This is a genomic window from Arthrobacter sp. StoSoilB20 (genome assembly GCF_019977295.1).
GTDB lineage: Bacteria > Actinomycetota > Actinomycetes > Actinomycetales > Micrococcaceae > Arthrobacter > Arthrobacter nicotinovorans_A.
Window position 1 is genome coordinate 1852244 of record NZ_AP024651.1, and the last position, 16047, is coordinate 1868290.

Sequence of the window (16047 nt, forward strand, 5' to 3'; positions counted from 1 at the left end):
CGATGATTCAGCCCCACAACGTTTCGGCTTCCGGCCCCGTGCATGATGGCCCGGTGCCCGGAAGCCCTGCCACCGGAAGCCCGGTGCCCGGAAGCCCTGCCACCGGAAGTCCGGTGCCCGGAAGCCCTGCCACCGGAAGTCCGGTGCCCGGAAGCACTGCCACCGGAAGTTCGGTGCCCGGAAGCACTGCCTCTGGGATTCCAGCGTCCGTGAGCCCCGAAACGGTGCGCCCGGAGGTGCAGTGGCCCGATTCCGCGAGTCTTACGGGGGACCCGCTGGTTGACAAGGCACTGAATCGACTGGGCAGCGTTCCGGCGGCCCCGGTGGCGGATCATGGTGACCTGTACGCAGCGATCCACGACTCGTTGCTGGAGGCCTTGGACTCCGAACCCGGTTTGCCTGCCGCCCCCATAAACACTCCCCGCCTGGAAAGCGACTGCTAAGCGTATGGCCCGACTTGATCAGGAGCTCGTCACCCGTGGGTTGGCGAGGTCACGCACCCATGCAGCGAAGCTCATCAGCGACGGCAAGGTGAGCTCCGCCGGGACTGTCCTGGCCAAAGCCGCCTTCCAAGTCGACCCGACAACGGATTTGAGCGTCGAGGCCCACCTGGAGGATATTTACGTCAGCCGCGCCGGTCATAAGTTGGCGGGCGCACTGGAGGCGTTTCCCGCCGTCGTGGTTGCCGGTAAGCGGTGCCTCGACGCCGGTGCCTCCACGGGCGGCTTTACCGACGTCCTGCTGCGGCAGGGTGCCGCGCACGTCGTGGCCGTTGACGTAGGTCACGGCCAGCTGGTGCCACACCTGCGGGACGATCCCCGGGTAGATGTCCATGAGGGCATGAACGTCAGGTACATGGCCCCGGAGCAGATCGGCGGGCCCGTCAGCCTGACGGTGGCTGACTTGTCCTTCATTTCGTTGACTTTGGTCCTGTGGCCCCTCGCGCAATGTACCGAACCCGGCGGTGATTTGGTCCTGATGGTCAAGCCGCAATTCGAAGTGGGCAAAGAGCGGCTGAGCCGGACAGGCGTGGTCTCTTCGGACCATGAACGACGCCGGGCGGTTACGCAGGTCGCCAGGGCTGCGGTGGATGCGGGGCTCGTCCTGATGGATATAGCGGCCAGTCCATTGCCGGGGCAGGACGGAAATGTTGAATACTTCCTGTGGATGAAGCGCGGGATGTCCGCGGTGTTGCCTAAGATCGAAGAGCGGGACGGGGACGTTGCTGCGTTGATCAAGAAACTCTGGCCGAACCACTAGAAAGCAGAACCGATGAGCAGGCGTGTACTTGTCCTTGCCCACACAGGGCGGGAAGAATCGCTCCGCGCAGCGTGGGATGCCTGTACGCAACTGCATTCCTCAGGGCTGGTTCCTGTGCTGCAGAAGTCCGAACTGGCCGATATTGAACGGTTTTTCGGAGCGTTGGATACACCAATCGAGATCCTGAACGACCACGTCAATCTTGAAGACGTGGAGCTGGTGATGGTGCTGGGTGGGGATGGAACCATACTTCGCGCCGCGGAGCTGGTCCGGGAAGTGGACGTCCCGATGCTGGGCGTGAACCTGGGCCATGTTGGCTTCCTCGCGGAGAGCGAACGCGCAGACCTCGCCCAAACGGTGGAGTGGATCGCAAGCAGGCAGTACACGGTGGAAGAACGCATGACCATCGACGTCCAGGTCTGGGTGAAGGGCCAAAAGATCTGGCACACCTGGGCGTTGAACGAGGCTGCCATTGAAAAGGCCAACCGGGAGCGCATGCTGGAAGTTGTCACGGAGGTGGACGAACGCCCCTTGACGTCCTTTGGCTGCGACGGCGTAGTCCTGGCAACCCCCACGGGTTCCACCGCCTACGCTTTTTCTTCCGGGGGGCCGGTGGTGTGGCCTGAGGTGGAGGCCTTGGTGATCGTTCCGATCAGCGCCCATGCCCTCTTTGCCAAGCCTTTGGTGGTCTCTCCGAGGTCCAAGCTGGCCGTGGAAATCATGAACCGCACCGAAGCCCTTGGAGTCCTCTGGTGCGATGGGCGCCGTTCGGTGGATCTTCCTCCAGGGGCACGTGTGGAAGTGACGCGTTCGGCCACTCCGGTGCGACTGGCACGTACCCACAAAACTCCGTTCTCTGCCCGCCTGGTCCGCAAGTTTGAGCTGCCAATCCATGGCTGGCGGGGTCCGGCTCCCCGGACCGGGGAAGTCCATACCGGCCCCATCCCGGTCATCCGCACCCTTTCGCCGGCTCCGTTGCCCAGTCCCCGGGATGTAGACAGCCCGCGGGATGCAGATGGTCCCCGGGACGGTGACCTTTCCGATCCCACGAATGCGAAGTGAACCATGCTTGAAGAACTCCGAATCCGTGACCTTGGCGTCATTACCGATGCCGCCCTGCCGTTGGGCCCTGGCCTGAGCGTCGTCACCGGCGAAACCGGTGCGGGTAAGACCATGGTGGTGACCGCCGTCGGGCTCCTCCTTGGTGCCCGATCAGATGCCGGTGCCGTCCGCAGCGGGGCCAAGTCAGCCTCCGCCGAGGCGGTGTTGAAGCTAGATCCCACACACAGTGCCGTTGAACGTGCCAGGGAAGCCGGCGGCGAGGCCGAAGAGTTCGACGGCGTTGCCGAGCTCCTGCTCGCCCGTACCGTGGGTGCCGATGGGCGCAGCCGTGCTTACGTTGGCGGCCGCGCGGCACCTGTGGGGGTCCTGGCCGAGTTGGGCGAGAGCCTGGTGGTTGTCCATGGGCAGTCGGACCAGATCCGACTCAAGAGTTCCACGGCGCAGCGGCATGCTTTGGACCGTTTCGCAGGTGCGCCCCTCGCCAAGGCCCTGGGGGAGTACCAGGAGCTGTACAGCCACTGGAAGTCGATCCAGTCAGAGCTTGAAACTCTCCGCAGTGAAGCGCGGGAGCGGTTGCGCGAGGCCGAATCCCTGGAGGCAGCCCTCAAAGAGATCGATGAGGTGGATCCGCAGCCCGGCGAGGACGAGACACTCAAGGCGGAGGCCGTGAAGCTTGCCAACGTCGAAGAGCTGAGGCTGGCCGCCGCCGCTGCCCACGAGTCCCTCATTGCGGAGGAATTCGGGGATGCCGGCGATGCAACAACCATGGTCGATGCCGCCAAGCGGACCCTGGAGCACGTGGCAGAGCACGACGAAGAGCTGCGGTCCGCCGCTGCCCGGCTTGCAGAAGTCGGGTTCCTGCTCAACGACATTGCTACGGAGCTGTCCAGTTACCAGGCCGCCTTGGACACGGAGGGCCCGGAGCGGCTGTCCGAGATCGAGGAACGCCGTGCTGCCCTTGCCAAGCTGATCCGCAAATATGCCCCCAGTATCGACGAAGTGCTGGAGTGGGCAGTAACCGCCCGGGCCCGTTTGGATGAGCTGCAGGACGACTCCAGCCGTATCGAATCCCTCGACGCCGAAGTTGCTTCCACTGAGGCAACCCTTCGCAAGCAGGCTGCGGCCATCTCCAAAGCGCGGATCAAGGCAGCCAAGGACCTTTCGGCGCGTGTCAGCGCGGAGCTGAAGGCCCTGGCCATGGCCGATGCCACGCTGGTCATTGAGGTCGATGGCACCGGACCGTTGGGTCCATGGGGCACCGACGAGATCGCCTTCCTCCTCCAGCCGCACTCCGGGGCTCCGGCACGGCCGTTGGGCAAGGGCGCTTCCGGCGGTGAACTGTCCCGGGTGATGTTGGCCATCGAAGTGGTGCTGGCCGCCGTGGATCCCGTCCCGACGTTCGTGTTCGACGAGGTGGACGCGGGCGTGGGCGGCAGGGCCGCCGTCGAAATCGGCCGGAGGCTTGCCATGCTTGCCCGGCACGTCCAAGTGCTGGTGGTGACGCACTTGCCGCAGGTTGCTGCGTTCGCCGATCAGCACATCCGCGTGACAAAAACGTCCGTGCGCGGAGCTGACGGGAAAACCACCACCGGTTTCACCTCCAGCGATGTCCAACTCCTCAGCGACGATGAGCGCGTCAAGGAGTTGGCCCGCATGCTGGCCGGCCAGGAGGACTCCGAGTCGGCACAGGCGCACGCACAGGAATTGCTCGACGACGCGAAGCTGCTTCCGCAGCGCGCCTAGTCCCGCAGCGCGCCTGCTCCCACAGCGCGCCGGGTCCGGAGCGTGCCCAGTCCCGGGCTGGAAGGGCCAAGGCAAGTGGGAGCACCATCACATTGGCACACCAAATCCCGTACAGCTCTTGCTTGGAATGCGGTGGTGAGCAACTATTGACCATTTGGGGAATCCGAACAGACGCTTGGAAGGCGTAATTGATGATAAGCTCGAATTCCGTGGTGCAGCGATCAAATTCCCGTGTAAATTCCCGGTTCCCGGGCTCGTCCAAGACGACCAAACACATCTTCGTCACCGGTGGTGTGGCGTCCTCGCTCGGTAAGGGTCTGACGGCTTCCAGCCTCGGTCACCTGCTGCGGGCACGCGGTTTGTCTGTAACTATGCAGAAGCTCGATCCCTATCTGAACGTGGATCCGGGCACGATGAACCCCTTCCAGCACGGCGAAGTATTCGTGACGGATGACGGCGCCGAAACCGACCTCGACATCGGACACTACGAGCGCTTCCTTGATGAAAACCTTGAAGGTTCGGCCAACGTCACGACGGGCCAGATCTACTCCACAGTCATCGCCAAGGAACGTCGCGGCGAGTACCTCGGAGACACCGTCCAGGTCATTCCCCACATCACCGATGAAATCAAGCGCCGCATGCGCCTTCCTGCCGAAGGAAAGAACGCACCTGACGTGATCATCACCGAGATCGGCGGCACGGTGGGCGACATCGAGTCGCAGCCGTTCCTGGAATCGGCCCGCCAGGTCCGCCAGGATGTTGGCCGCAACAACGTCTTTTTCCTGCACGTTTCGCTGGTTCCGTACATCGGTCCGTCCCAGGAACTGAAGACCAAGCCCACCCAGCACTCTGTTGCAGCCCTCCGCTCCATCGGCATCCAGCCTGAGGCGATCGTGATCCGTTCGGACCGCGAAGTCCCCGAGGCCATGCGCGAGAAGATCGGCCGCATGTGCGACGTCGATATCGACGCCGTGGTGAACGCCGCTGATGCCCCGAGCATCTACGACATCCCCAAGACCCTGCACTCCCAGGGCCTGGACTCCTACATCGTCCGTGCGCTGGATCTGCCGTTCAAGGACGTTGACTGGAGCAAATGGGACAAGCTCCTTGAAGCTGTCCACAACCCCAAGCACGAGGTCGAAGTTGCCTTGGTGGGCAAGTACATCGACCTCCCGGACGCCTACCTCTCGGTCACCGAGGCACTCCGCGCCGGCGGATTTGCCAACGAAGCCAAGGTCAAGATCCGCTGGGTTCCCTCGGATGAGTGCGAAACCCATGCAGGCGCCACCAAGGCCTTGGCCGGCGTGGACGCCATCTGCGTGCCCGGTGGTTTCGGCATCCGCGGCCTCGAAGGCAAACTCGGTGCGTTGAAGTTCGCCCGCGAGTCCAAGCTTCCGGTCCTGGGCCTGTGCCTTGGCCTGCAGTGCATGGTGATCGAGTACGCCCGCAACGTGGTTGGCCTTGAAGGCGCTTCCTCCAGCGAGTTCGAGCCGGATTCGAAGTACCCGGTCATCGCAACCATGGAAGAGCAGCTGGACATCGTTGAAGGCAAGGGAGACCTTGGCGGCACCATGCGCCTGGGCCTGTACGAAGCCAAGCTGGACGAGGGCTCGGTCATCGCCGAGACCTACGGCACCACGACGGTCAGCGAACGCCACCGTCACCGGTACGAGGTCAACAACAAGTACCGTGACCAGATCGCAGCAGAGGGCCTGGTGTTTTCCGGTACCTCTCCTGATGGCAAGTTGGTGGAGTACGTGGAGCTTCCCCGCGAAGTGCACCCGTACTACGTGGCTACGCAGGCGCACCCCGAGCTCAGCTCCCGCCCCACGCGCCCCCACCCCTTGTTCGCAGGCCTGGTCAAAGCTGCCTTGGAGCGTCGCGAAGGTGCCCCTGTGGCAACCAAAACCGGTGCCCGCACGGTAGCTGCCAAGTAAAACGCAAGTACTAACGAAGGACGGCGCGATGCCCGGTATTTCTGAAACCCCCCGCACATCAAGGCAGGTTTCGGACATGCCGAGCCCGCGCCGTCTTTTGTCCACCAGCAAGGTCTACGAGGGCCGCATCTGGGACGTTGTCAGCGATTCCTTCCAGCTCAGTGACGGCACTGACACCCTGGTTCGCGATTACATCGACCACCCCGGCGCTGTAGCGGTGTTGCCCATGAACGTGGATGGCGAGATCCTGTTGCTGAAGCAGTACCGCCATCCTGTCGGCATGGATCTATGGGAGATTCCCGCGGGGTTGCTCGATGTTGAAGGCGAGGACTTCGTGGTGGGCGCTGCCCGCGAATTGGCCGAGGAGGCTGACCTCAAGGCGGCTACGTGGAACGTCCTGGTGGACTTCTTCAATTCGCCGGGTTCATCGAGTGAGGCCGTCCGAATCTACCTGGCACGGGGCCTCAGCGACGTTCCCGCAGCGGACCGGCATGTCCGCACGGATGAAGAAGCCGAAATTGAACTGCATTGGGTGCCGCTCGAGGACGCAGTCCAGGCGGTGCTGGAGGGCCGCTTGCACAATCCGTCGGCTGTGCTGGGCATCCTTGCCGCTGCAGCTGCAAAGGCTGATGGTTTTACGGGCCTTCGTCCCGCCAACGCGCCGTGGCCGGCACATCCGAGCCAGCGCTGAGTATGGCCGAGGCCCCCACCCGTACCCCCAACGGAATTGATCGCGCAGTCACCGACTACCTGCAACACGTTGGCGTGGAACGCGGCCTGGCACCGAACACCCTTGCGGCGTATCGGAGGGACCTTGCCCGGTACTCCAATTTCCTGCTCGGACAGGGAGTACAGCGGCCAGGCGACATTACCCGTCACCATGTGACGGCCTTCGTCCAGGCGTTGTCTGATGGCAGCGACGGCGCCGCTGTCCTGGGTGTCCGCTCGGCTGCACGGACTGTGGTGGCAGTGCGTGGACTCCACAAGTTTTGGGCGTTGGAAGGAACTACGACGGCGGACCCCGCCAGCGATGTTCACCCGCCCATGCCAGGCAAGCGGCTTCCGAAAGCAATCAGCGTTGGCGAAGTGACGCGCATCCTGGAAGCTGCCGGTTCCGATAGCCCCACCGGACTGCGGGACCGCGCGTTGCTTGAATTCCTCTACTCCACCGGTGCCCGCATCAGTGAGGCCGTTGGGCTGGACGTTGACGACGTCTCGCTCCAGGACACCGGTGGTGACCCTTCAATCGTGAGGTTGTTCGGCAAGGGCTCCAAGGAGCGGCTGGTGCCGTTGGGATCCTACGGTGCCCGCGCCGTCGGAGCCTATGTTGTCCGTGGCCGGCCCTTGCTCGCTTCCAAGGGCAAGGGAACGCCGGCGCTGTTCCTGAACGCCCGGGGTGGCCGGATCAGCAGGCAGAGTGCGTGGACCATCCTCAAGGCTGCCGCCGACAAAGCGAACATCACCAAAGACGTCTCGCCGCACACCCTGCGTCATTCCTTTGCCACGCACCTGTTGGAAGGCGGGGCGGACGTCAGGGTGGTACAGGAACTGCTGGGGCACGCGTCGGTAACCACCACGCAGGTGTACACCTTGGTTACGGCGGATACGTTGCGCGAAGTCTATGCGGCAGCACATCCAAGGGCCTTGGGATAACCCCGGACAGCGTTGCCTGTTCTCCGTGCTAGCCGAGGACGTTCAGCGTCAGTTCCACGGCGTCGACGAAAAGTGCCAGGAGCGAGGTTCCCAAGCCTGCCACCAGCAGGAGGCCCGGATGCGCCAGGCCCACCACAACACGCTTGAGCCGGGGCCTGCCCTTGAGGAATTTCTTGGGAACCCGAGTCTTCAGCGGTACCTGCCGCCACCCCCGCAGCCGGCGCAGGAACCATGCACAGCGCACAATGAAGGCCATCCACAGGATGGACAGAACCAGCGGAACAGCGGCCAGCATCAGGTTGAACCCCAACGCTGTGACTTCCTTTTCTGAATCGCCTATCAGGGTCTGGACCGTGGTGGAGATGGAGGCGCTCATCACCACAGAGGCGGCCCACACCATGAACGCGGCCACCAGCGCCAGGAACCTCACAAAAAAGTGGCCAAGGACTGTTGCGTCCACCGCCCGCAGATGACTTCTAGGCGTGGCATGCAGGACCACGAGCGTTGAGACCAGGGTGGGCAGCGCAGCCATGAGGACCAGCAAGTACCAGGTCCATCCGGCAAGGTCCACCACTTCGTCCAACACGATCAGCCCGGACCAGAGGAGCGTCCAGGCCCATCCGGTGTAGAGCGGGTGGGCTACAAGCCATCGGGGCAGCCAGGCATCCTTTTCCGGCGTCGGTTGGCGGGTGGATTCAACAGCAGCCAGGCCACCTTTGGCGTCGTCGTCGATCTGCGGCCCGGCAACGTCGTCGACGGCGGCTGCAGCAGCCCGCGCGTCACCCCCACCTTCACTCATGGGCTCACTGTAGCAATGGCCGCCGCGGCAGGGGAGATCAGGTTAAGGTAGGCAGCATGACTGCAGCCCATGTGACCTTGTGCTTCCTTCTCCGCGACGGCATCGATGGCGAAGATGTCCTGCTGGGGACCAAGAAGACCGGTTTTGGCCTGGGCAAGGTAGTAGGCGTCGGCGGGCATGTTGAGTTGGGGGAGACTGCTGCGCAAGCTGCCTGCCGTGAGGTCATGGAAGAGATCAACGTCGTAGTAGCGGCCAAGGACCTGATACCGGCCGGCACTGTTGACTTTGTGTTTCCGGCCAGGCCGGAGTGGAACATGGCCACCACAGTATTCCTGACCCGCGTATGGGAAGGGGATCCATCGGAGAGCGATGAGATCGCCCCTGCGTGGTTCCCCGTAGCGCAGCTTCCCGTAGACAGGATGTGGGCCGACGCCGAACACTGGTTGCCTGCCATGATCGCCGGGCAGCGTATTGCCGTGCGCGTGGCGTTGGCGGCGGATAACGAAAATGTTGCTGACGTCCACACCATTGACTGGGTGGATCCCCAGTCCAGACACGCTTAAAAGCCAGTCCCGACAGGCCTAACAGCCTGTCCCAACAGTCTTAAAAGCCAGCCCGGGCAGGCTTAATAGAGCGACGCCGGACCGGTCACCTTTCGGTGACAGGCCCGGCGTCGTACGTCTTGGTGCGCGACAGCAAGTGTCAGGGGACGTGCCGCTCTTCCGGTCCGTTGTATTCGCTCAGCGGACGGATGAGGGAGTTGGAGGCTACCTGTTCCATGACGTGGGCGGTCCAGCCGGTGATGCGGCTGGCGACGAACAGCGGGGTGAACGTCTGGGTGTCGAAGCCCATCAAGTGGTACGTGGGGCCTGCCGGGTAGTCGAGGTTCGGCTTGATGGCCTTGGCCTCATCCATGGCCTGTTCCAGTCCGTTGTACAGGCCCAGGAGTTCAGGCCGTCCGTAGTGGGCGATCATCTTGTCCAGGGCGGCTTTCATGGTGGGCACGCGGGAGTCGCCGTGCTTGTAGACACGGTGTCCGAAGCCCATGACTTTCTTCTTTTGGGCCAAGGCGTCTTCCATCCATGCCTTGGCGCGGGTGGCCGCTTCTTCGAGGGATTCTTCGCTGCGGATGCCGATTTCGTCAAAGGTGTGCATGACGGCTTCGTTGGCGCCGCCGTGCAGCGGCCCCTTCAAAGCGCCGATGGCTGCGGTCACGGCGGAATGCAGGTCCGAGAGCGTGGAGGTGACCACACGGGCGGTGAAGGTGGAAGCGTTGAAGGAGTGCTCGGCGTACAGGATCATGGAGACGTTGAACGCCTCCACCACTTCAGGGACCTGTTCTTCGCCGAAGGTCATCCAGAGGAAGTTGGCAGAGTAGTCCAGGTCCTCGCGGGCTTCCACGGCGTCCTGGCCGCGGCGGCGGCGCTGGTCGTAGGCCACCACTGCGGGCATGGCAGCCCAGAGGTCGATGGCCTTTTTCATGTTTGCCTCGGGCGAGGAATCCTCGGCCAACTCGTGCCGGGCGCCGAGCACGGAGGCAGCCGTGCGGCAGACGTCCATGGGGTGGGCGGTGGTGGGCAAGGCGTCGATGACGGTCTTGACCACCGGGTCCAGGGCGCGGCCGGCCCGCTCCCGGGCTGTGAATTCAGCCAACTGGGATTCGTTGGGCAGTTCGCCGTTCCATAGCAGGTAGGCCACTTCTTCGAAGCTGCACTTGGCAGCCAGTTCCTGGACCGGGTACCCACGGTAGAGCAGGGAGTTGGTGTCCGGGTTGACCTTCGAGACGGCGGTGTAGTCCACAACGACGCCGGCCAAGCCCTTTTTGATGTCTTCAGCTACCACGCTGAACTCCTTCGTTCATAGAGCAGGCGCGCCGGGAGATCCGGAATGCCTGCGTTCCCCTTGATGAATCCGGAACCTAGCGGACGCCAGGAACCTGGAAGTTAAAAACGCCGGTATCGAATTGGTTGTATGCCTCGTAGTCGACGAGTTCATAGAGGCGTGCACGCGTGAGCATGTTCTCCACTTCCGCCTCTTGGGTCCCCGCAGCCCTGATCGATTCCAGAGTACGCTCTGCAGCGCCCATGGCAATGCGGAGCAGGGTTACCGGGTAGATGACCATGTTCACTCCGACGCCTTGGAGCTGCTCCACGGTGAAGAGTTCGCTTTTGCCGAACTCGGTCATGTTGGCCAAGATGGGCACATCCACGGCGTCGCGGATGGCCTGGAACTCGCTCAGGTCACGCATCGCTTCGGGGAAGATCGCGTCGGCGCCGGCGTCTACGAGTGCTTTGGCTCGGTCCTGCGCAGCCTGGATTCCGTCCACGGCCCGGATGTCGGTGCGGGCCATGATGAGGAAGTTCGGGTCCCGGCGGGCGTCTGCTGCGGCGCGGATGCGCTTGGTGGCGGTGTCGATATCCACCACGTTTTTGCCGTCCAGGTGACCGCAACGCTTGGGGTTGAACTGGTCCTCGATGTGGCAACCTGCCAGGCCGGCGTTTTCGAGTTCCTGGATGGTGCGGGCCACGTTCATGGGTTCACCGAAGCCGGTGTCTGCGTCCACCAGGGACGGCAGGTCGGTCATGCGGGCGATCTGCCCGGCACGGGTCGCTACCTCGGTCAGGGTGGTCAGTCCGATGTCCGGGAGGCCGAGGTCGTTTGCCAGGACGGCGCCGGAGATGTAGACACCGGCGAAGCCCTTCTCCTCGATCAGCCGTGCCGAGAGCGGGTTGAACGCACCGGGGAACTGTTGCACTGTCCCGGAGTCGAGCAACTCGCGGAGCTTGAGGCGCTTCTGCTCCGGAGTGGTTTTGGAGTACAGCATTTAGAACAGTCCCTTCGGAGCTGTGGTGAGGTCGATCACGCCAGGAGCGGCGGTGATGTTCAGCTGGCCCAGTTCGCCGGCTCCGAGTTCGGTGACGCGTTCGACGGCGGCGAGGAACCTTTCGATTTCGGCTTCCTCCACCACGCCGGCGGCTAGGGTGCGGAACTTGTTGATGTACTGCTCGCGGGCGAACGGCCGGGCACCGAGCGGGTGCGCATCGGCAACAGCGATCTGGTCGGTAATGACGGTGCCGTCGGTGAGGGTGATTTCAACGGACCCGCCGAAGGCCTTCTCTGCGATGTCCAGGGAGTGGTACCGGCGTGTCCATTCCGGGTCCTCTACGGTGGTGACCTTGTGCCACAGTTCCACGGTGTCCGGGCGTGCGGCACGTTCGGGGGCGTAGGAGTGAACGTGGTGCCAGGCGCCGTCCTGCAGGGCGACGGTGAAGATGTACGGGATGGAGTGGTCCAGGGTCTCGCGGGATGCGGTGGGGGAGTACTTCTGGGGATCGTTCGCGCCGGAGCCGATCACGTAGTGGGTGTGGTGGCTGGTCTTGATCAGCACCGAGGCCACGTTTGCCGGGTCCGTGGTTTCCGGGTGCTCCTTGTGGAGTTTGCGGGCGAGGTCGATCCAGGCCTGGGCCTGGTACTCGGCGGAGTGTTCCTTGGTGTAGGTGTCCAGGATGGCGCGCTTGGCTTCACCGGGCAGCGGCAGCGGGACTTCATAGGAAGCGTCGGGGCCGTCCAGCATCCAGGCGATCACGCCGTCTTCGCCTTCGTAGATCGGCACGGGGGAGGTTTGTCCGCGCATGGAGCGGTCCACGGCTTCGACGGCCATCTTGCCTGCGAAGGCCGGGGCGTGGGCTTTCCAGGTGGAGATTTCGCCCTTGCGGGACTGCCGGGTGGCGGTGGTGGTGTGCAGGGCCTGGCCCACGGACTGGAAGATCGTCTCCACGTCCAGGCCAAGAAGGGTGCCGATACCTGCGGCGGCAGAAGGGCCGAGGTGCGCGACGTGGTCGATCTTGTGCTTGTGCAGGCAGATGGCCTTGACCAGGTTCACCTGGATTTCGTAGCCGGTGGCGATGGCCCGGACCAGGTCCGCGCCGTTGGAGCCCACGTGCTGGGCGACGGCGAGGATCGGCGGGATGTTGTCCCCGGGGTGGGAGTAGTCCGCGGCGAGGAAGGTGTCGTGGTAGTCCAGTTCGCGCACGGCCACCCCGTTGGCCCAGGCAGCCCACTCAGGGGAGACCTGCTCAGTAATACCGAAAACAGCGGCGCCCTTGCCGTTCGCGGACGGAGCGTGGGTCAGTGCCTGCGCACGGGCTGCGACGATCGGTGCCCGGTTCAACGAGGCGATCGCAACCGAAGCGTTGTCGATGATCCGGTTGATCACCATGTCAGTGACCTCTGGCGAGACCTCAACGGGATCAGCGGCGACCACTGCGATTTTGTGCGCCAGCTGCTCCTCGCGGGGCAGGTTCTCTTCGCTCTTGTAGACGCGGACGTGGTTGCTCTTAACCATGATGCTCCTTCTCGGCAGGATGTTTCAGACAGGTGTGTGTCAGATGTGGTGCTAATGAGGGGTGTGGGTGGCTTTGACGTGGGTGAGGCTGCGGTGGAGGTGCAGCGTGGTGGCGGCCTCCGCCAGCCGTGGATTGCCCGCAGCGATGGCCTCGGCGATCGCGGCATGTTCGCCGGCGGCAGCATGGAGGCGGGCAGTGTCATCAGCTGCGAGGCGGCGGACACGAACCAGATGGACACGAAGACCCCGCATGGCAGTGGCCAGGTAGGAATTGGCAGCCGCGGTGTCAATGGCATCGTCCAGCCGGCTCACCAAGGCGTAGTACTCGTGGCGTGCGGGATCATTGTCGCTCAAGAGTTCCGGGGCCAGCAGCAGCTGGGCATGCAATTCCGCGAAGATGCCCGGTTCGCCTCGTTCGGCAGCAAGGGCGGCTGCACGCACCTCCAGGGTTTCGCGCAGTTCGAACAGTTCGTCGATGCTGTCCAGCGAAATGTCGGTAACGACGACGCCGCGGCCGCCTGCCGCCGTCGTCAACCCTTCTGCGGTGAGCCGGCTTAAGGCCTCCCGAACGGGTGTCCTGGACACTCCCAAGCGTTCGGATTGCTCAACTTCCGCCAGGACCGCTCCGGGACGAAGGCGCCATTCAATAATGTCTTCCCGTAGGGCCGAGTAGGCCCGATCACTGGCGCGCATGCCTTCAGTGTATACACAGAATCATAGTGGGGCGAGAAAATGGCGAAAATTCACCCATAATGTATACATTGCCTAGCTGCGGTTCCACCCGTATTCATTCTCCGGCCTGCCCGGTGTGCCGTACCGGGGCGCCCTCGTGACAGTGCCGGCGTCGGCAAGGTATTCCAGATACCGCCGTGCGGTGACGCGCGACATGCCAAGGGCGTCCATCACTTCACTGGCGGAAACTGCCTCCTGCCTCTCCCGCATCAACTCTTTCACCGCTTCCAGGGTGGACCCCGAAAGCCCCTTGGGCAGCGGTAGTTCCGTCGGGGCCCGGAGGCTGGCAAAAGCTTGATCCACATCGCTCTGGGAGGCTCCCGCCTTGGAGATGCCGGACATGGAGCCCGCCAACTGTTCCCGGAACGCCTGGTAGCTCCTGAGCTTGTCGGCAAAAGTGGCATACGTGAAGGGCTTGATGAGGTACTGGACGACGCCGATGGACACGGCGCTGCGAACAATGTTCAGTTCCCGGACGGCCGTGATGGCGATGATGTCTGCGAAGACTCCTGCCGAACGCATCCGGCGGGCCACATCAAGGCCGTGCAGGTCCGGGAGGTTCATGTCGAGCAAGACCAGGTCCACAGGTGCGCCGGAGGCGGAATATTCGCCCAGGATCCGCAGTGCCGACTGGCCGTCCGGTGCTGTTCCCACCAGCGTGAACCCCTCCAGGCGGCCGACGTAGACGGAATGGGCGTCCGAGGCTATGGGTTCGTCCTCCACCACCAGGACGCGGATCTCTGTCATGCCTTCTCTTCCTCGGGAACCGGCGCCGGCAGCACTACTTGGAATTGTGCTCCGCCTGGATTGCTGATGGTCATCGTACCGTTGAGCCGATCCACCGCCTGGCGCACCAAGGCAAGACCTACTCCGCGGCCGTGGGAACCGCGCGGATTCCCATCCGCAGACTTGGTGCTGAAGCCGTACTGCAGGACGTCATCAATGGACCCTGGATTGATGCCGCTGCCGGAGTCGCGCACAGTGAATCCGACGGCGGCGGGCCCGGCTTCAACGTCCAGCTGCACCTTCCTTGGGAAGTCACCGGCCGCGGCAGCATCTATCGCGTTGTCCAGCAGATTCCCCAGGATGGTCACCAAGTCCTGGATCTCCAAGCCGCGGACACCGGAGTTTCCCGACGTCCGGACCTCCAACTCCACCCCCCGTTCATGGGCCTCTGCAGCCTTGCCCATCACAAGGGCGCTCATGACGGGCTCGTCCACCGATGCCACCATGTCGTCGGTGAGTTGCTGGCTGAGTTCGAGGTCTTTGGTGGCGAATTCCAAGGCTTGTGGCGTTCGGCCCAGCTCCAGGAGGGAAACAATCATGTGCAGCCGGTTTGCATGTTCGTGGGTTTGGGCCCGCAACGCGTCGGAGAGGGTCTTCATGGTCTGCAGTTCAGTACCCAGGGACTCAATCTCGGTCCGGTCGCGGATGGTGGCTACTGTCCCATAAACGGCTGGCTTCTGCCGGCTGCGTTCAGGTACCGGCCCCACGGCGGGGGCCTGGTTGACTACCAGGATCCGTGGTCCCGTGAGGTGGATCTCGTCATGGGCCGGCCGGCCGGATTCGAACAATGCCCGCAGGCTGCCGTCGAGGGGGAGCTCGGACAGTTTCGGGGCAGCGTCCGGTGAGCGGTCGGCGTCGGAAGGCCCAAGCCCCAGCAACTCCGCTGCCTGGTCGTTGTACATTACGGCTTTGCCGTGGGTATCAATCAGGATGACTCCTTCGCGGACCGAATGGAGGACGGACTCGTAGTATGCAAAAAGCTGTGCCAGCTGTTCGGGTCCCCATCCGCGGGTCACGGAACGGAGGTAACGTCCCAGCAGCCACGAAGCGAAGGACCCAAAGGTCAGAACCACCAAGGCAATTCCGCCGATGACTCCCAAGCGCTCCGCGACATCGGTGTCTACGGTGCGGACGGTGACACCGGCCGCCACCAGGGCCTTGATGTTTCCGCTGGAATCTTTGACGGGGGCGATGGTACGCACCGAGGGGCCCAGTGTTCCGGCGGTCACTTCGGTGAAGGTTTCGCCTCGCAGGGCAGGATCAATGGTTCCGATGTACGGTTTGCCCAGCTCCTCGGGCCGGGGATGCGTCCATCGTGTACGGTCCGGCGCCATGATGGTGATGAAATCGGCGTCGGCATCGTCCATGACTTCACGGGCGTAAGGCTGCAGCAGTGCTGAAGGATCCGGGGAGTCTGCCGCCTGCAGGACAAGGGGATTGTTCGCGATGGACGTTGCGAGGGCAAGCATCCGTCCGCCGGCGTTGTCATAGGCCCTGTCCCGGGCCTCCACCACGGAAAAAGCCCCAAACACGGCCGTCAGGACCAGCACGAACAGCAGGTTTGCCACGAACAAGCGACGGGCGATGCTCCAGCTGTGAAACACATGGACCTCCATGACCAATATGACCGCAACGGTGATGTGTGTCACCAACGGCTCAATGATGGATATCACACAAGGGCAGCGGATTGGACATCAGTGCAGGACCGCAGCGCCTTACACAGTATCCAA

Annotated in this window: 15 protein-coding genes; 8 read left to right on the forward strand and 7 right to left on the reverse strand. The window is 63.4% G+C overall.

Features of this window, described 5'->3' with window-relative positions; all coding sequences use genetic code 11:
- The first annotated feature begins 2 nt into the window (after positions 1–2).
- The 7 genes from LDN85_RS08345 (at position 3) to xerD (ending at position 7655) form a co-directional block, all read left to right on the forward strand.
- Positions 3–443 carry a hypothetical protein gene (locus LDN85_RS08345; RefSeq protein ID WP_223945106.1) on the forward strand — a complete coding sequence of 147 codons (441 nt, stop codon included), beginning with the start codon at positions 3–5 and terminating at the stop codon, positions 441–443.
- A 4-nt stretch (positions 444–447) separates the two neighbouring features.
- Positions 448–1260, forward strand: a complete 813-nt coding sequence (locus tag LDN85_RS08350; RefSeq protein WP_026548554.1) for a TlyA family RNA methyltransferase — start codon at positions 448–450, stop codon at positions 1258–1260.
- 12 nt (positions 1261–1272) lie between these two features.
- Positions 1273–2322 (forward strand): NAD kinase, encoded by a 1050-nt coding sequence (locus tag LDN85_RS08355; RefSeq protein WP_026542455.1) that lies wholly within the window; start codon positions 1273–1275, stop codon positions 2320–2322.
- A gap of 3 nt (positions 2323–2325) precedes the next feature.
- The gene (gene recN, locus LDN85_RS08360) at positions 2326–4065 is read left to right on the forward strand and encodes a DNA repair protein RecN (RefSeq protein ID WP_091554383.1); all 1740 of its coding nucleotides are present in this window, start codon (positions 2326–2328) and stop codon (positions 4063–4065) included.
- A 191-nt stretch (positions 4066–4256) separates the two neighbouring features.
- Positions 4257–6002, forward strand: coding sequence for a CTP synthase (locus LDN85_RS08365; RefSeq protein ID WP_026542457.1), 1746 nt, complete (start codon positions 4257–4259; stop codon positions 6000–6002).
- Between the two features lie 28 nt (positions 6003–6030).
- Entirely contained in the window at positions 6031–6693 is a 663-nt protein-coding gene (locus LDN85_RS08370) for an NUDIX hydrolase (protein ID WP_223945107.1), read from the forward strand.
- 2 nt (positions 6694–6695) lie between these two features.
- Positions 6696–7655, forward strand: coding sequence for a site-specific tyrosine recombinase XerD (gene xerD / locus LDN85_RS08375; RefSeq protein ID WP_035761171.1), 960 nt, complete (start codon positions 6696–6698; stop codon positions 7653–7655).
- Positions 7656–7683: 28 nt separating this feature from the next.
- Here xerD and LDN85_RS08380 read toward each other — a convergent pair whose 3' ends face one another.
- On the reverse strand, positions 7684–8454 hold the full coding sequence (locus LDN85_RS08380) for a hypothetical protein (RefSeq protein ID WP_026548557.1): 771 nt from the start codon (positions 8452–8454) through the stop codon (positions 7684–7686).
- Between the two features lie 56 nt (positions 8455–8510).
- Here LDN85_RS08380 and LDN85_RS08385 point away from each other — a divergent pair, with 56 nt between their 5' ends.
- Positions 8511–9017, forward strand: a complete 507-nt coding sequence (locus tag LDN85_RS08385) for an NUDIX domain-containing protein (protein ID WP_223945108.1) — start codon at positions 8511–8513, stop codon at positions 9015–9017.
- A 139-nt stretch (positions 9018–9156) separates the two neighbouring features.
- Here the strand turns inward: LDN85_RS08385 and LDN85_RS08390 are convergent, their stop codons facing one another.
- From LDN85_RS08390 to LDN85_RS08415, 6 genes are all read right to left on the reverse strand, one after another.
- The gene (locus LDN85_RS08390) at positions 9157–10296 is read right to left on the reverse strand and encodes a bifunctional 2-methylcitrate synthase/citrate synthase (protein WP_026542462.1); all 1140 of its coding nucleotides are present in this window, start codon (positions 10294–10296) and stop codon (positions 9157–9159) included.
- 76 nt (positions 10297–10372) lie between these two features.
- Positions 10373–11278, reverse strand: coding sequence for a methylisocitrate lyase (prpB, locus tag LDN85_RS08395; RefSeq protein ID WP_091554392.1), 906 nt, complete (start codon positions 11276–11278; stop codon positions 10373–10375).
- The gene (locus LDN85_RS08400; RefSeq protein WP_223945109.1) at positions 11279–12799 is read right to left on the reverse strand and encodes an MmgE/PrpD family protein; all 1521 of its coding nucleotides are present in this window, start codon (positions 12797–12799) and stop codon (positions 11279–11281) included. It lies immediately after the preceding gene.
- 51 nt (positions 12800–12850) lie between these two features.
- Positions 12851–13492, reverse strand: a complete 642-nt coding sequence (locus LDN85_RS08405; protein ID WP_223945110.1) for a GntR family transcriptional regulator — start codon at positions 13490–13492, stop codon at positions 12851–12853.
- Between the two features lie 72 nt (positions 13493–13564).
- Positions 13565–14278, reverse strand: coding sequence for a response regulator (locus LDN85_RS08410; protein ID WP_223945111.1), 714 nt, complete (start codon positions 14276–14278; stop codon positions 13565–13567).
- On the reverse strand, positions 14275–15921 hold the full coding sequence (locus LDN85_RS08415; RefSeq protein ID WP_223945440.1) for a sensor histidine kinase: 1647 nt from the start codon (positions 15919–15921) through the stop codon (positions 14275–14277). Before LDN85_RS08415 ends, LDN85_RS08410 begins: the two co-directional genes overlap by 4 nt.
- Positions 15922–16047 lie beyond the last annotated feature (126 nt).

What these genes read in the sequence shown, in the direction of transcription:
- recN (WP_091554383.1), top strand. Translation starts at nt 2,326, where the DNA reads ATGCTTGAAGAACTCCGAATCCGTGACCTTGGCGTCATTACCGATGCC.
- LDN85_RS08345 (WP_223945106.1), top strand. Translation starts at nt 3, where the DNA reads ATGATTCAGCCCCACAACGTTTCGGCTTCCGGCCCCGTGCATGATGGC.
- LDN85_RS08350 (WP_026548554.1), top strand. Translation starts at nt 448, where the DNA reads ATGGCCCGACTTGATCAGGAGCTCGTCACCCGTGGGTTGGCGAGGTCA.
- LDN85_RS08380 (WP_026548557.1), bottom strand. Translation starts at nt 8,454, where the DNA reads ATGAGTGAAGGTGGGGGTGACGCGCGGGCTGCTGCAGCCGCCGTCGAC.
- LDN85_RS08355 (WP_026542455.1), top strand. Translation starts at nt 1,273, where the DNA reads ATGAGCAGGCGTGTACTTGTCCTTGCCCACACAGGGCGGGAAGAATCG.
- LDN85_RS08400 (WP_223945109.1), bottom strand. Translation starts at nt 12,799, where the DNA reads ATGGTTAAGAGCAACCACGTCCGCGTCTACAAGAGCGAAGAGAACCTG.
- xerD (WP_035761171.1), top strand. Translation starts at nt 6,696, where the DNA reads ATGGCCGAGGCCCCCACCCGTACCCCCAACGGAATTGATCGCGCAGTC.
- prpB (WP_091554392.1), bottom strand. Translation starts at nt 11,278, where the DNA reads ATGCTGTACTCCAAAACCACTCCGGAGCAGAAGCGCCTCAAGCTCCGC.
- LDN85_RS08365 (WP_026542457.1), top strand. Translation starts at nt 4,257, where the DNA reads ATGATAAGCTCGAATTCCGTGGTGCAGCGATCAAATTCCCGTGTAAAT.
- LDN85_RS08410 (WP_223945111.1), bottom strand. Translation starts at nt 14,278, where the DNA reads ATGACAGAGATCCGCGTCCTGGTGGTGGAGGACGAACCCATAGCCTCG.
- LDN85_RS08405 (WP_223945110.1), bottom strand. Translation starts at nt 13,492, where the DNA reads ATGCGCGCCAGTGATCGGGCCTACTCGGCCCTACGGGAAGACATTATT.
- LDN85_RS08385 (WP_223945108.1), top strand. Translation starts at nt 8,511, where the DNA reads ATGACTGCAGCCCATGTGACCTTGTGCTTCCTTCTCCGCGACGGCATC.
- LDN85_RS08370 (WP_223945107.1), top strand. Translation starts at nt 6,031, where the DNA reads ATGCCCGGTATTTCTGAAACCCCCCGCACATCAAGGCAGGTTTCGGAC.